Below are 14369 nucleotides of genomic sequence, written 5' to 3' on the forward strand. Positions count from 1 at the left end.
CGAAAGCGCTTTCGTAGACTAGGCTGTGGTCGGCGTCACTGGCAATAGTCAGATGACAGAGAAGTTTCCGGGGAGTTGCCGATGCCCAAGCCTGGCCCGAGGCTGCGCCTGATCGACGTGGCGGAGCGCGCCGGCGTCTCGCTCGCGACCGCCTCCCGCGCCCTCGCCGGGCGGGACGGGGTCAGCGAGGAGGTGGCCCAGCGCGTCCGGCAGGTCTCCCAGGAACTGGGGTACGTCGCGAACCCGTACGCCCGCACCCTCGCCGGTGGCGCCAGTTCCACTGTGGGCCTCGTCGTGCACCAGGTCGACGACCCGTACTTCTCCGAGATCGCCGGCGGGGTCATCCAGGTCGCCGCCGACGAGGGGCTGCTGGTGCAGATCTGCCACTCCGGCCGGGACCCGGACGCGGAGCTGCGGCAACTGCGCCACCTCATCGCCCAGCGGGTGGGCATCATCCTCATCGCCGGTTCCGGCTACGACGACGCCCGTGTGGAGGCGGAGGCGCGGGCGGAGCTCGCGGAGTTCCAGCGCCAGGGCGGGCGGGTCGCCGTCATCGGCCGGCACGCCCTCGGCGTCGACGCGGTCCTGCCGGACAACGAGGCCGGCGGCCGCGCGCTCGCCCGGCACCTGCTGGACCTGGGGCACCGCCGCATCGCCGTCGCCGCCGGCACGGCGGGCCTCACCACCGTCGCCGACCGGCTCGCCGGGGTCGCCTCGGCGCTGCGGCAGCACGGGCTCTCCCTCGACGACCTTCCCGTGGTCCACTCCGACTTCACCCGCGACGGTGGCCGGGTGGCCGCCGAGCAGATCCTCCGCGACCACCCGGACACGACCGCGATCGTCGCGCTCAACGACGCGATGGCCATCGGTGTGCTGTCGACGTTGCGCGCGCACCGTATCCCGGTGCCCGAGCGGATGTCGGTCGTCGGGTTCGACGACGTCTCCGTCGCCGCCGACCTGGCTCCCAGCCTCACCACCATCCGGCTGCCGATGACCGACATGGGCCGGATGGCGCTGTCGCTGGCGCTGAAGCCCCGGCCGACCCGCCCCCGACGCCGTCCCACCGGGCATCTCCTCGTGGTCCGCGACTCGACCGGGCCCGCCCCGGCGACTGCGCCGACAGTGGCGCCGGCGGCCGACCAGGCCGAGGGCCACCGCGCCGGCACCCTGGCCCAGCCCGCTACCTAGAGCCCGGTCCCCACCGGCTCGCTCGGCCCGCCGGGAGGCCACGCTCCACGCGACGGCCGGTGCCGGGTGGTGACTCCCCCGCGCCGGACGGCGTCTGCTGTTGCCCGACGGACAGCAGGCGGGCGCCGGCCCGCCGCTGCGCGGAGGGCCGGCGGGTGGGCGTCAGGCCGTGACGACGTCGGCGACGACGCAGGCGACGTTGTCGGGTGCGCCGTGCTCGTACGCCAGCTCGACGAGCCGGTCCACGACCTCCTCCGGACCGGCGGCCGCGCCGAGCGTGGCGGCCAGGTCGGCGCGGTCGACGACGGCGGAGAGCCCGTCCGAGCAGAGCAGGTAGCGGTCGCCGACGACCACCGTACGCAAGGCCAGGTCGGCCTCCACCGGGGTGCCGCCGGCGCCGAGCGCCCGGACCAGCAGGGCCCGCCGCGGGTGGGTGGCGGCCTCGTCGGCGGCGAGCGCGCCCCGGTCGACCAGCGACTGCACATACGTGTGGTCCCGGGTCAGCTGGGACAGCTCCCCGCTCCGCAGCACGTACGCCCGGGTGTCGCCGACGTGCACGAGCGCGAGCTGACCGCCGGACCGCAGCAGCGCCGTCAGGGTCGTGACCGGCTGGTGGTCGTCGACCGCCGCCCGGCGGACGGTGCGGTCGGCGTCGGCGACCGCGTCGGCCAGCACGGGGAGCAGCGCGGCGGCGGGACCGTCGGCCGCCTCCAGCGACGTGAGGGCGTCGATGGCGGCGGCGCTGGCGGCGGCGCCGCCGGGTCCCCGCATGCCGTCGGCGACGGCGAGCAGGCGCTCGCTGGCGTACGCGGCGTCCTCGTTGCTGTCCCGCGCCGTTCCGGTCTCGCAGCGGACGGCGAAGCGGAAGCCGAGGGCCTGGTTCGCATCGGACATGGTCGTGTCCCTTCCGGAGAGGAGGTCCACGAGGTGGGTGGCGACCCGGCTGCGGGCCACGGTGTCCGCCGTGACGTGCCGCCACCAGGCGCGCACCGCGTCGGCCGCCCCGGCGGCCGGCAGCTCGCACACCCGACGGATCTCCGCCAGCGGCATGCCGATGCGGCGCAGCGTGGCGATCAGCCGGGCCCGCTCCAGTTGGTCCGGGCTGTAGAGCCGGTAACCGGACTCCGGGTCGACCGCGGCGGGCGGGAGCAGTCCCGTCTCGTCGTACAGGCGCAACGCCTTCGGCGTCAGACCCGCCGCCCGGGCGAACGATCCGATGGTCAGCAGCTCCACGTCGCCATCCTCCTCGTACCGGCCACCGCGGCCGGCACGCCCCAGACTCGGCCTTCCCCGAAGGTCAAGGTCAAGAGAGGATGCCCGGAGTACCGACTCGGCCCGGACCGCCGCCAGCCCTCCTCGAGGGCAACGAGGCCTGCGTCGCCACCTGGATCGGCACCGACGGTCTCGGCTACCCGTGACCGCCGGCGTCAGCCGCCCGTCCCGCGGACCGCCTCGATGATCGTCTCGGCGACCTCGGCGGGCTGGGACACCCCGATCGCGTGCGAGGCGCCGGAGATCTCCCGGGAGCCCCGGGGGCCGGCCCGATCCGCCATGAACCGGTGTGCGGCGACCGGGATGTTCCGGTCGGCGTCGCCGAAGATGAACCAGGAGGGCAGGGAGCGCCAGGCCGGGCTGGCCGCGCTCAGGTCCTCGCCGAGCGCCTGCTCCGTCACCGGCCGTTGGGTCCGGGCCATCACCGCCGCCAGGTCGCCGGGCACGTCCGCGGCGAACTGCTGGTGGTAGGCGTCCTGCCCGATCGCCACCTCGTTGCCGCCGGTGGACACCGGATAGGACACCAGGGTGTCGGCGAGCGTGCTGCCGGGGAACTTCTGGGACAGCGTCAGCGCCGACTCGCCGCTGTCGGGGCAGAACGCGTTGACGTAGACCAGGGCACGCACCGACGGGTCGTCCGTTGCGGCGGCCGTGACCACCATGCCGCCGTACGAGTGGCCGACCAGCACGACCGGCCCGCCGATCCCCCGCATCACGTCCCGCACGTACGCGGCGTCCCCCGCCAGGCCGCGCAGCGGGTTGGCGGCGGCGACCGCCGAGTATCCGGCACCGAGCCGCTCGATCACGCCGTTCCAGCTCGCCGAGTCGGCGAACGCGCCGTGGACGAGGACGACCGTGGGCTGCTGATCTGACACGACGTCCGCTCCCTTGCGTCGGGGCGGTGGCGCGTACGCACACCGCCCGGCCTGCACCCGGCGCGGCTGATTACCCACCCGTCGAGGGTGAAACGCAGGGCGTGGCCCTCGACCACAGGGCGGCTGCGCCCCCCCGGTGACGGGGTCAGCGGGTCGACGCGGCGGGTGCCGCGCCAGGAGCGCCCGCAGCTCGCGTACCGCGGCGCGCCCGGCGCGGTTCGCGCCGACCGTGCTCGCGGACGGCCCGTAGCCGACCAGGTGGATGCGCGGGTCGGCGACCACCCGGGTGCCGTCCATGACGATGCCGCCGCCGCGCCCGCGCAGCCGCAGCGGCGCCAGGTGGTCCAGCGCCGGCCGCCAGCCGGTGCACCAGAAGATCACGTCGGCGTCCACCCGCGCGCCGTCGCGCCACTCCACGCCGTCGGGGGTGATCCGGTCGAACATCGGCCGGCGTACGAGGACACCGCGGTCGCGGGCGCGCGCCATCTGCGGCGTCCACGGCAGGTCGATGACGCTGGCCACGCTTCCCGGCGGCAGGCCGGCGCGCACCCGCGCCTCCACCTTGGCGATGACGCCGAGCCGGTACTCCTCCGTGTACTCCGCGGAGTCACGGAACACCGGCGGTCGGCGGGTCACCCAGGTCGTCGCCGTCGCGACGTCGGCGATCTCCACGAGGAGCTGCGCGGCGGACGCGCCGCCACCGACCACCACCACGCGTTTCCCGGCGAACTCCTCCGGCGCGCGGTAGTCGACGGTGTGCAACTGCCGGCCGCGGAACGTCTCCTGCCCGGGATATCGCGGTACGAACGGCCTGGTCCAGGTGCCGGTGGCGTTGATCAACGCCCGGGTGGCCCAGGTGCCCTGGTCGGACTCCACCAGCAGCCGCCCGTCGTCGCCGTTGCGGACGGCCGTGACGGCGACCGGCCGGCGTACGTCGAGCCCGAACTCCTGCTCGAAGGAGGCGAAGTAGGCGGGCACCGCGTCGGCGGCCTGCTCCTCGGGCGCCGGAGGCGTGAAGTGCAGGCCGGGCAGGTCGAAGATCCCGTGCACCGTCTCCATCCGGAGCGTCGGCCACCGGTGCTGCCAGGCCCCGCCGGGCGCCGGGTTGGCGTCCAGGACCACGAAGTCGAGGCCGGAAGCGCGCAGGTGGTACGCGCTGGACAGGCCCGCCTGCCCCGCTCCGATCACCACGACATCCGTCTCTGGCACATCCCGGACAACAGCGCGGCCGTCACCCGCCATCCCTCCGGCGATGGATCTCACACGTCCTCGACCGCGCGGAACACCCCGGTCAGGGCGAGCCGCGGGCATTTTGGCACATGCCGGACAGCGACTCCTCCGCGCGGGGGAGACCTGCCTATGCTCCGGACAGCAGTCGCCCAGCTCAGGGGGCACACGATGGTCAACCCCTACCGAACAAGCCGGAATCTTCGTCACTTCCCGGCCGCGGCCCAGCGAATGGCCGACGCGTCCGTCGACGAGCGCGCCGAGCGCCGCCGAACGGTCATCGAGGACCGCAACCGCAAAGCCGCCGAGGTGACAGCCGGCGCCGGCGACCGGCTGCGCCGGCTGCTGGGAGACGACAACTGGTCGGACCTGACGACGCTGATGCGTCAGGAACGACTGGCACTGCGTGACCTGCTCCAGCCGCCGCACGGACTGACGTCACGCTTCGACGACCTCAACCAGGCCCGGAAGCAGAAGGCCGACGCGTTCCTTCGCGCCCGGAAGATCAGGCGCGACGAGCTCGCCGAGATCCGGGAGGACTACCACGAGGCGTTGGCCGACGTCCTCGCTCCCTGCGACGCGCACGTCAGCCCCGGCTTCCACCTCGCCGACAACCTCGACGCGTGGCTGCGGCTGTCCCCGCTCCACGACCACGCGCTCCCCTGGGGAGACATCAAGCCGGACGACGAGCCGGGCCCACACCGGTGGGCGGTCCACCGCCCGCCGTTCTTCGGGTTCACCTTCGGCTTCCTCCCGGTGCGCAGTGACAACTTCGTCGTCGACCGGGTGCACACCCTGAACCCGTCGCTCGGTGACGTCGGTATCACCACCACGATGGACAACAGCGACGCGGACGACTTCGACTACGCCTCCGCCGACGGCTTCAGCACTGTCGCATTCTCCTTCACCCCGCCGACATCGGGCCTGGTGGAGGTCCTCATCGACGCCCAGTCCGTGCTGGCGACGCACCACCTGGAGACGGAGGACGAGTGGGGGTGGTCGGAGTCCAGGACGAGCCAGCAGAACTCCCTGATGCTCGACGTCCTGCACCCCGACGTCGCCGAGCCGTCGTACGCCGAGATGTCGGTCTTCGTGGAGGAGGAGGACGAGGATGCGACCCACGACCGGGAGAACCTGACCCGCGGCGCCCACTACTTCGCGCACCTGTTCAGCGCGGGACCGGTGCCCGCCGGTCAGCCCGTGATCGTGTGCGCGGGGACCCGGTCGTTCGACAAGAGCGGCACCAACGACGTCGCGATCCACAGCGAATCCGACTTCCGGTGGTTCATCAGCTCGGTGGAGGTGCGGATCTCGCCGTAGCCGGCGCCGCCGTCAGTCGGAGATGCCGGTGTACCCGACGACCTTCTCCACGGTCAGGCGCACCAGCAGCTCGCCCGGCACGGCGTTGCGCGTCCCGTACGCCTCGGCCAGGTCCGGCCGTACGAGACGAACCGCTGCCACTCCCCGTCGCTCATCGGCTTCGCCATGCGTACTCCGCTTCTCGTCCTGACCCTGAGGCGCGCGCAGCCGCGCCTTCGGACGACACCACTCTGCGGTGCCGCGCCCACGTCGTCCAGAGCGGCTCGGTCGGTGGACGAAGCATCGTCGGGGCAGGCGGGGCCCGCGGCCGCTGCTCACCTGGCAGCTACTCCTCGGGGACGCCCGGACCGACCTCGCCACGCTGGAGGTGCTCGGCGTTGCGGTCGGCTTCGCTGTCGGCGTGCGCAGCCCCGGCGGCCGGGTCCACGGTGCGGCGTCCCTCGGCGTCCTCGTAGACCTCGCCGCGCTCAAGGGCCTGTTCCTGCTGCGAATGGCTCTGTCCCGGTGCTGTCACGACCACCTACCTACCCTGCACCCGCCCCTGCAAACGGCTGATGCCCGAGCGCCCGACGTTGGGCTTCGCGCCGACTGAGGCCCGAGGGTCAGGAGTGGCTGGTTCTTCCCCCGGACCTGAAACGCACTACGCGCTGCCGCCCGCGGGAGGCGACGACCGCACGGACGTCTTCGCGGCCACCCGCGCGGCCAGCCGCTCGTCGAGTTACCCGGCCAACTGCGCGTCCTCAGCAGCGGTCAGGGTGGTCCGGCACAGGTACCGCTCCTGCCGGTCGACGCATTTCAGGTGGTACGCCGCCGGGGAGCGAGTGGCATGCTCGATCGCTGTCCAGGGCACCCGCAGCGAGGTGTGGACGGTGTGCCACTCGACGGCATCGGCGGTGCAGACGTACCGCAACGGCACCAGCAGGTCCGGGTTGCGTCGCGTGTGCAGCGGGCCGTTGACCACCCCGGCGAAGCACCAGATCACCCCGATCGGGAGACCGAACAGCCCGGCGACGAACCACAAGCCGTCGGCCGCGAACGTACCGAGGCTCGTGACCGACAGCAGGAGACCGACCATGGCGAACATCTGACTGGTACGGCGCACGTCTCGCCGCAGCAACCGCGCGAACCGGGCGTCAGGGGTGACGACCAGGTCGAACCCGTTCTCCAGACCTACGCTGTTGCCCGTCTCGTCGCCCACCCGTACCCCTGTTCCCGCCCTTGAACACGACCCGTCGACGAAATGTAGACCGTGCGGCCCGGCAAGGGTGTCCCCTGCACCAGCGTCTCGTTCACATCCAGCGCGGCGAAGCCACTCAGCGCCGGCCGGGGGCGACGTGCTGCCGTGGCTGTCGGCGATGGTGGCGCGCAACGGTACGGAGTTCACGGTGTGCGCCGGCCCGGGCGCCGAGTGCAAGGAGTTCTCGGATCCGAAGGCCACGATCATTGAGCAGGACGGTGCTCACCTCCGGTGCAGTGATCGCCCCGGCCAAGAGCTGGCCGGGCCGCCGCACCCCCCATTGCGGAGTACGGCGACCCGGGATCTCGGGCGGTTCCGTCAGCCGTTGAGGAACCTCAGCATCTGTGCGATCTGGTCGGTGCGGGACTCCTGGACCCGGCGGGCGAACTCCTTGGTCTCGGGGTTCGCCCCCTCCTTCGCCTCCCGCTGGGACATCTCCACCGCGTTGTGCTGGTGGCCGACGAAGAGGTTGAGGAACTGCCGGTCGAAGTCGGCCCCGGCCGCCTTCTCCAGCGCGGCGATCTGCTCGGCCCCCGTGGCCGGCAACCCACCGTGCGCGGCGTGCGAGCCCGGGTCGTGGTCGACCGTCGTGGGCTTGGACCAGGTGTCCAGCCACGACTTCATCATCGTCACCTCGTCGCCCTGGGTGGCCTCGACGGCCGCGGCGAGGGTCTTGATCTCCTCCCGCTGCGCCCGCGTCTTGGCCAGCCGGACGAGCTGCAGGCCCTGCCCGTGGTGGGCGACCATCATCTGCAGGTACATGACGTCGGCGTCGTTGTGGGTGTTGCCGGCCTGCACGGCCACGGGGGCCGGCGCCGGCGGCGCCGGCTCGTCGCGCGCGGTGCCGCAGGCGGCCGTCGACAGCGGCACCACGACGGCCAGCAGCAGGGCCGCACCGATCCTGGTGCCGCGCCTCATGCCGGCAGCCAGAGGGCGAGGGTGAACGGCGACGGCTCCCAGCTGCGGATCGCGGTGTGGGGCTGCCGGCAGCGGTAGCGCTTCCCGTCGAACGTGACCTCGTCGCCGATCCGGTACGCGGTACCCGCCGCCCAGGCGGCACCGGTCGGCGCACCGGTCTGGCCCGGGTTCGCCGGCGCGGTTGCCGTCGCGGTCTGCGTGGGCTGGCCGGTCGGGGCCTGCGTCGGGGTGCCGGTGGGGGTGGGGGCCGGCGTCTGGGCCGGCGGGGTGCCGCCTCCGCCGCCGATGTTGAGGTCGATGCAGTTGTAGAAGGCCATCGGGGTGTCCCCGATGTTCCAGACCGCCAGGACCGTCTGCCGGCCCGGGAACCTGCTCAGGTCGACCTGGTGGGTGACGACCGCCTCGGGCTGCCGGTTGCCGTCGTCGAACACGGCGACCCGGGTGTCGCCGATGAAGTACTCCCAGGTGCTGGTGCGGTGCCGGGCGGTCAACGTCCAGCTGAAGCTGACGGTGTCGCCCACCGCGCGGGCGGGCCAGTTGCGGCTGTCGTCGTTCAGCACGGCGAACTGGGAGAGCCCGCCGTCGCAGCGTTTGAGCCCCTTCGGCCCCTCCACGCTCTGCGGCTCGAACTGGATCGGGCCGCAGTCCGGTACGGCGCGCTGCGCGCACAGCGCCTGCCGGCTGGGCGGCGAGGAGACGTACCCGTGCGCCGAGGCGGGCGACTGGAACGCCAGCGTCGAGCCGGCGGCGGCCGCGACCGCCGCGAGGGGATAGGCGATGATCTTGCGAGTGGCCATCGTTTCGTCAACCGCTGTCGGTGGGTCACCGGACCGTCCGGCACCCCGAGTTACGACTGAGGACGCTAGGCACGGGCGCCATAACGAAGCCTTAAAGACTCCAGAAAGGATCTTTAGAGCGCGGACCGTGATCGCCCCGGCACGGTACGGGCGGTGCCGGCTCAGCCGCGATCGGCGCGCCGGCGACGCTCGGCCGGCCCGGCCGGCGAGGCGGGCGCGGCGTCCCCCGCCAGGACCAACGCCACCCGGGCGCCACCCAGCGGTCCGCGTCCGATGTCGAGCCGGCCACCAGCGGCGGTGGCCACCCGCTGCACGATGTCCAGGCCGAGCCCCGTCGAGCCGGCTCCGCTCGCGCCGCGCCGGACGGCCGCGGCGGGGTCGGCGATGCCGGCGCCGGCGTCGTCGACGACGAGCCCCTCCGGCGAGACGGTGACCCGGAACGCCGACCCCTCCGGCGTGTGCGCGAACACGTTGCCGAGCAGGGCGTCCACCGCCAGGATCAGGTCGCCGCGCGACAGCGGCAGCAGCACCGGCCGGTCGCCGCCGACCACCGACCAGGGGCGCCGCTGGTCCTCGGCGAGCACCGACCAGAACGCCAGCCGGTCGGCCAGCACCTCGACCAGGTCGGCGCTCTCGGCGCCGCGCTCGCCCACGCTGCGCCGGGCCCCCGTGATGATCGCCTCCAACTCCTCGTCGAGCAGGTCGCAGGCCTGCCGCATCCGCTCCCCGATCGGCCCGGGCGGCATCGCCTCGGCGTCGAGGCGCAGGGCCGTCAGCGGCGTACGCAACCGGTGCGACAGGTCGGCGGCCAACTCCCGCTCGGCGTCGATCAGCCGCCGCATGTCCTGGGCCAGCCCGTTGAACGCCTGCGCGGCGTCGCGCAGCTCCGGCGGGCCGTCCGGGGTGACCCGGGCGGTCAGGTCGCCGGTGCCGAGCTGCCGCGCGGCGCCGGCGAGCCGGCCGGTGGCCCGCACGATGCGGCTGCCCAGCCGATCGGCGACGAGCGTGGAGCCGCCGACCAGGACGACGGCGAGGACCGCGAGGGCCAGCCAGGACCGCCACACCCCGCGCTCCATGTCCTCGCGGGGCACGTACACCTCGATCACCGCGGTCCGGCCGTCGCCGATCACCGTGGGCAGCAGGTACGCCAGCCCGCCGCCGGCGTCCGCGGTGACCGGGCGCCGGTACCCGGCGGCGAGCGTCACGTCGGCGGCGGTGGCGTGCACCACCCCGACCGGGGCCACGTCGGGCAGGTGCACGGCGAGCCGTCCCTCGTTGCCGGCGGCGGTGCTCACCACGGCACGCGTCAGCAGCTGCGGGTCCGCGTCGACGGCGAGCGCCGCCACCATCGCTGCCGCCTGCTGACGGGCGTCGCCGATGGCCCGGTCGTGCGCGAGCTGGCGGGTCACCACCGCGAGCGGCACCAGGAAGGCCAGCGCCACCATCGACGTGATGGCCAGCGCCAGCCGGTTGAGTGCCCACCTCATCGCGACCTCCGCCTCGTCCGGGAGCCGACCGTCATTCCGGGTCGACCATCATGACGCCGACCCCGCGGACGGTGTGCAGCAGCCGGGGCTTCGCGGCCGTCTCGCCGAGCTTGCGCCGCAGCCAGGAGATGTGGACGTCGATGGTCTGTTCCTCGCCGATGCGGGCCTGCCGCCAGACCTCGGTCATCAGCTCCCGCCGGCTCACCACCTGCCCGACCCGCTCGGCCAGGTACGTGAGCACGTCGTACTCACGCCGGGTCAGCTTGAGCGGCTCGCCGTTCAAGCTGACCCGCCGCTCCTTCCGGCTGATCACCAGCGGCCCGACGGTGATGGCGCCGGGCCCCTCCTCGTCGACGCCGCTGCGGTACCGCCGAAGCACGGCGGAGATGCGGGCCAGGATGTGCCCGCCGGAGAAGGGCTTGGTGACGTAGTCGTCGGCGCCCGCGTTGAGCAGGTGGATGATGTCGGTCTCCGACCGGCGCGCGGTGGCGACGACGACCGGCACGTCGGAGACGGACCGGATCATACGGAGCGCATCGGTACCGTCGATGTCGGGCAGCCCGAGGTCGAGGAGGATCAGGTCGGGCTGCTCCTCGGTCAGGATGCGCAACGCCTCGGCGGCCTGGCCGACGGCCCGCACGACATGACCCGCGTCGGTCAGCGCGCGGGACAACGCCGCGGTGATGATGCGGTCGTCCTCGACCAGCAGGATCAGCGCCATAGGATCACCATAGGCACCGGCGGGACGGAGGATGATCGTGCGAACGCTCCGCAACTGGATGCCTACGCTGGGTTGGCTCGCGGCCACCGCCACCAGCATCGCGCTGGCCTCGGCCGCCCTGCTCCCCGTGCTGCGCACCGCCCCGGCCGGCGAGGAGACGCTCGCCTCGGTCCACGAGCTGCGACGCGGCGGCGCCGGCGACGAGCCGCCACTGACCGTCACGACGCCGGCGCAGCCGACCCCGTCGGTCGCGTCGCCGTCATCGGCACCTCCGTCCGCCGCCGCGACGCCGACCCCCAGCGCCGGCGCGCCGCGGACCACGACCACCCGGGACGGTTGGACGGTCACCACGGACGCCGCGGGCGTGGCGACATACCTTCGCTCGTTCCGGGTGGAGGGCGGCCAGACGGTTGTCCGCGCCAGCCGCGGGCGGGTGCAACTCGTCACCGCCACACCCGGCCCCGGCTACTCGGCGAAGACCGTGCAGAACACCCCGGACAACCTGGCGGTCTTCTTCCTGGAGACGAATCATCACTTCGTCATCCACGTGGTGTGGCGCGACGACGCGCCGTTCGCCCAGGTCAGCGAGATCGGCGGCTGAGGTACCACACCGCGGTGACACGGAGCCAGGAGCTGAGCCGCGAGCCGTGACCGAGCTGTTTGGCCCGAGCGCCCGCCGTTCGCCCACGTCCATGTAGGCGTCGCCGGTCACCAACGGCCGAACCGGATGCGGTAGAGCCCGACCAGGAACACCCGGACGAAGCACACGGCGACGGCTACCAACAGGACCAGCAGCAACTTCTCGGCGAACTCGCCGTCCTCCGGCCGCCAGGCGTTCGCCAGACTGACCAGAGCCCATGCCAGCAGCCCGGTGATCGGCGCCAGGATCATGAACTCCGTCTTGCGCACAGGGCGACGAGCCAAGCCACGCCGTTCGGGCTGCGGGATCTGGTCGGGGCTACGCTCCGGCATCGTCACGGTCAGCCCTTCCGGCACGTCCCGCTCCAGCGCAGCAAGGTCGAGGGCGTCGACGCGGTACAGCGTCGGCTCGACCGACACGGTGATGCCGTCGAGCCCGAGGAACACACTGGCGCCATCCGGCCACCGCAGTCGCGCCGCGCATTCGGCGAAGCGCACCGTCAGCGCACTGCCCGACCTGTCGGTCACCGAGACACCGTCGTCAGCGACGATCAACGTCTGCCCGTCGCCGCTGCGCGCGGCGTGCCGCCTGCCCTCCACCGCCGCGTCCGAGGTCGTCGGTGCCGGCGTGAACCCGATGGTGTCGGCGGGAACGCCGTACGGCACCTGGAGCAGCGCGTTGGCGTAAGCCTCGGTGGCAACGGTGTGAACGTCGGCGGCGGTCACCGACCGCAGTCCCTCGGAGACCTCGTCGACAGTCGGCACGGGCTGACCGGTCAGCAGGTTCGCCGCCACGCCCGGCAGCCGGCTCGCCTCGTACTCGGGATGCGCCAGGCTCTGCAGCGCCTTCGTCCGTACGGCATTCAGCTCCTGCTCATCGATGCCCGCCTTCGCCAGCTGCCTGAAGGTGTCGACGAAGCCGTTGACGGCGGCCGTGTGCTTCTCACGCAGCGCGTCGACGTACGCCGTGATCGTGGCCATGCCGTCGCCCCGCGACGAGTAGTCGGCACAAGCCGTGTAGCTGATCCCGCTTTCGAGCCGTAGCTCGCGATAGAGCGCGCGCTCCAGCAGGGCCGCGAACAGCTGCCCAGCCACCCCGTTGGGGACCACGGTGTCCATGACGATGCCGTCGACCGGGGCGTGGTAGTAGGCGGGCGTGTCAGGTAGCGCCGAAGTGGGCGCCGGCAGCGGTCGCCGCCGCCCGGGCGGCAGGTCGAGCCGCAGATCAGCCGGCACGTCGTCACCGGCCACCCACAGCACCGCGTTGGCCCGGGTGAAGTTCTCCGTAACCCACGACCGCACGTCGTCGCCGGAGATCTGGTTGAGGCCGAACTCGGCGTAGCTGACCAGGCCGTACCCCTGCGCGCCGTAGCGCCACAGGGGCAGGCTCGCGTTCACGCCGCCGCCACGTCCGGCGGCCTCCGTTCGCAGGATCTCCCTCACCACACCAAGCCGGTCCACCGGCAGGTCGATCAACCCGGTACACAGTTTCGCGAAGTAGGTGACCACCTCTGCCGCGGTACCGGAGGTGTGGAAGTGCGTCGTCGTCGCATCGACCGTGGCGTTGGCGTGGTGATCCATCAGCCCGTGCCGGTGCAGCGCCAGGTGTTCGGCGAGGTGAGAGACGCCCGCGAGTGGCAACGGCTCGTCCACTCGACCGACGCGGAACATGAGGCCGGCCCGCAGCGGCCCGGTCGCCTTGACGAACAGCGCCGGCACTCCGTCGATCTCGTACTGCTTCATCCCCGTGCTCCGATCCGCAGCAGGCGGCGACGCACGGTTCGGAACTGACGGACGCTGCGCCACGGGTACTCGGTGATCCGGTTGTCGAGCGTGGCCATTCGGCTCGCGGCCCCGGCTCGGTCGCCGGCGTACCAGAGGGCCATCGCTAAGCTGCTCTGTGCCCGGACCCAGCCGTGCACGGGACGGTAGTCCGGATGCCCGACCGATACCGCCACCGCATCCTGCAGTTCGGTGAGCACTCTCGGCCGGCGCAGGTAGTGGAACGTGCCCTCGTAGAACGCGTCCTCGAGATGTGCCTCGGCCACCGCGGCGGCATTGAGCGAACCCGGTGGTGCCTCCTCGGCGCAGCGGCGCGCGAAGTCATGCATCTTCTCCAGCGAACCACCCCACTTGGGGCACAGTTGCTGCACATAGGCCAGCTGCGCGGTGAACGGGTGCGGCCGCGCTCCGACGGCGCGTTCATAGCGCCGGTTCGCCTCAGCCGGTCCCATCTCCAACCCGCGCGCGATGCACAGCCGAGCCGTCCAGGCGGCGATGTTGCCCGGATCGGCCGCGGTGACCTCACTCAACACCGCCTCTGCCTCCCGCAGGGTCTCGTGGAACGAGGCGAACCGGCGACTGCTCGTGTACTGGCTCCGTGCCGATCCGCGCGCCTCCCAGGCCAGCATTACGAGACGTACCCCCAGTAGCGTGCCCGCCAGCGGCGATTCGGCAGGCCCGCCGACCGACCGCAGGTACGTCTCCACGCCCCTCATCTGCGCGACCATGTCAGTGGCCACCGTCGGATCGTCACCGTCGGGCAGCCGATCGAAGAACGCGACCACGGCACGCCAATCCTCGGCGTGCAGCGCCTGCCGCAGCGGAGCCAGATCTGGATAGTGCTCGACGGGGTCGTGGGTGGGGGACGCGGCGCGGTTGAGGAGCTTGATCGGCACGCTGGAGAGC

Annotated in this window: 14 protein-coding genes; 3 read left to right on the top strand and 11 right to left on the bottom strand. The window is 72.7% G+C overall.

What is annotated here, in order from left to right; genetic code table 11:
* Nucleotides 1-81 precede the first annotated feature (81 nt).
* On the top strand, nt 82-1188 hold the full coding sequence (locus tag ACN26Y_RS24555) for a LacI family DNA-binding transcriptional regulator (RefSeq protein WP_155332551.1): 1107 nt from the start codon (nt 82-84) through the stop codon (nt 1186-1188).
* 162 nt (nt 1189-1350) lie between these two features.
* Here ACN26Y_RS24555 and ACN26Y_RS24560 read toward each other — a convergent pair whose 3' ends face one another.
* Both ACN26Y_RS24560 and ACN26Y_RS24565 read right to left on the bottom strand, forming a co-directional pair.
* Nucleotides 1351-2421 carry a MerR family transcriptional regulator gene (locus ACN26Y_RS24560; protein ID WP_422733586.1) on the bottom strand — a complete coding sequence of 357 codons (1071 nt, stop codon included), beginning with the start codon at nt 2419-2421 and terminating at the stop codon, nt 1351-1353.
* A gap of 194 nt (nt 2422-2615) precedes the next feature.
* On the bottom strand, nt 2616-4544 hold the full coding sequence (locus ACN26Y_RS24565; RefSeq protein WP_422733587.1) for an alpha/beta fold hydrolase: 1929 nt from the start codon (nt 4542-4544) through the stop codon (nt 2616-2618).
* Nucleotides 4545-4793: 249 nt separating this feature from the next.
* On the opposite strand from ACN26Y_RS24565, the gene ACN26Y_RS24570 reads away from it, so the two are divergent.
* On the top strand, nt 4794-5882 hold the full coding sequence (locus tag ACN26Y_RS24570) for a hypothetical protein (protein WP_422733588.1): 1089 nt from the start codon (nt 4794-4796) through the stop codon (nt 5880-5882).
* 12 nt (nt 5883-5894) lie between these two features.
* Here the strand turns inward: ACN26Y_RS24570 and ACN26Y_RS24575 are convergent, their stop codons facing one another.
* From ACN26Y_RS24575 to ACN26Y_RS24605, 7 genes are all read right to left on the bottom strand, one after another.
* Nucleotides 5895-6023, bottom strand: a complete 129-nt coding sequence (locus tag ACN26Y_RS24575) for a hypothetical protein (RefSeq protein ID WP_255456049.1) — start codon at nt 6021-6023, stop codon at nt 5895-5897.
* Between the two features lie 184 nt (nt 6024-6207).
* Nucleotides 6208-6396 (bottom strand): ribonuclease, encoded by a 189-nt coding sequence (locus ACN26Y_RS24580; protein WP_155332555.1) that lies wholly within the window; start codon nt 6394-6396, stop codon nt 6208-6210.
* 204 nt (nt 6397-6600) lie between these two features.
* Nucleotides 6601-7080 (bottom strand): hypothetical protein, encoded by a 480-nt coding sequence (locus ACN26Y_RS24585; RefSeq protein ID WP_422733589.1) that lies wholly within the window; start codon nt 7078-7080, stop codon nt 6601-6603.
* A 357-nt stretch (nt 7081-7437) separates the two neighbouring features.
* Entirely contained in the window at nt 7438-8037 is a 600-nt protein-coding gene (locus ACN26Y_RS24590; RefSeq protein ID WP_422733590.1) for a DUF305 domain-containing protein, read from the bottom strand.
* Nucleotides 8034-8834: a lytic polysaccharide monooxygenase gene (locus ACN26Y_RS24595; protein ID WP_155332558.1), complete on the bottom strand. Its 801-nt coding sequence runs from the start codon at nt 8832-8834 to the stop codon at nt 8034-8036. The genes ACN26Y_RS24590 and ACN26Y_RS24595 overlap by 4 nt, the downstream gene beginning before the upstream one ends.
* A gap of 161 nt (nt 8835-8995) precedes the next feature.
* Entirely contained in the window at nt 8996-10321 is a 1326-nt protein-coding gene (locus ACN26Y_RS24600) for a sensor histidine kinase (protein WP_155332559.1), read from the bottom strand.
* Between the two features lie 31 nt (nt 10322-10352).
* Nucleotides 10353-11042 (bottom strand): response regulator transcription factor, encoded by a 690-nt coding sequence (locus tag ACN26Y_RS24605; RefSeq protein WP_155332560.1) that lies wholly within the window; start codon nt 11040-11042, stop codon nt 10353-10355.
* 37 nt (nt 11043-11079) lie between these two features.
* On the opposite strand from ACN26Y_RS24605, the gene ACN26Y_RS24610 reads away from it, so the two are divergent.
* Nucleotides 11080-11643, top strand: a complete 564-nt coding sequence (locus tag ACN26Y_RS24610) for a hypothetical protein (protein ID WP_155332561.1) — start codon at nt 11080-11082, stop codon at nt 11641-11643.
* 107 nt (nt 11644-11750) lie between these two features.
* On the opposite strand, the gene ACN26Y_RS24615 is transcribed toward ACN26Y_RS24610, so the two are convergent.
* Entirely contained in the window at nt 11751-13424 is a 1674-nt protein-coding gene (locus tag ACN26Y_RS24615; RefSeq protein ID WP_422733591.1) for a M16 family metallopeptidase, read from the bottom strand.
* Nucleotides 13421-14359, bottom strand: a complete 939-nt coding sequence (locus tag ACN26Y_RS24620; RefSeq protein WP_422733592.1) for a hypothetical protein — start codon at nt 14357-14359, stop codon at nt 13421-13423. Before ACN26Y_RS24620 ends, ACN26Y_RS24615 begins: the two co-directional genes overlap by 4 nt.
* Nucleotides 14360-14369: the final 10 nt, after the last annotated feature.

This window comes from Micromonospora sp. WMMD558, from assembly GCF_049315255.1.
Classification (GTDB): domain Bacteria; phylum Actinomycetota; class Actinomycetes; order Mycobacteriales; family Micromonosporaceae; genus Micromonospora.

What these genes read in the sequence shown, in the direction of transcription:
- ACN26Y_RS24590 (WP_422733590.1), bottom strand. Translation starts at nt 8,037, where the DNA reads ATGAGGCGCGGCACCAGGATCGGTGCGGCCCTGCTGCTGGCCGTCGTG.
- ACN26Y_RS24605 (WP_155332560.1), bottom strand. Translation starts at nt 11,042, where the DNA reads ATGGCGCTGATCCTGCTGGTCGAGGACGACCGCATCATCACCGCGGCG.
- ACN26Y_RS24570 (WP_422733588.1), top strand. Translation starts at nt 4,794, where the DNA reads ATGGCCGACGCGTCCGTCGACGAGCGCGCCGAGCGCCGCCGAACGGTC.
- ACN26Y_RS24600 (WP_155332559.1), bottom strand. Translation starts at nt 10,321, where the DNA reads ATGAGGTGGGCACTCAACCGGCTGGCGCTGGCCATCACGTCGATGGTG.
- ACN26Y_RS24615 (WP_422733591.1), bottom strand. Translation starts at nt 13,424, where the DNA reads ATGAAGCAGTACGAGATCGACGGAGTGCCGGCGCTGTTCGTCAAGGCG.
- ACN26Y_RS24555 (WP_155332551.1), top strand. Translation starts at nt 82, where the DNA reads ATGCCCAAGCCTGGCCCGAGGCTGCGCCTGATCGACGTGGCGGAGCGC.
- ACN26Y_RS24595 (WP_155332558.1), bottom strand. Translation starts at nt 8,834, where the DNA reads ATGGCCACTCGCAAGATCATCGCCTATCCCCTCGCGGCGGTCGCGGCC.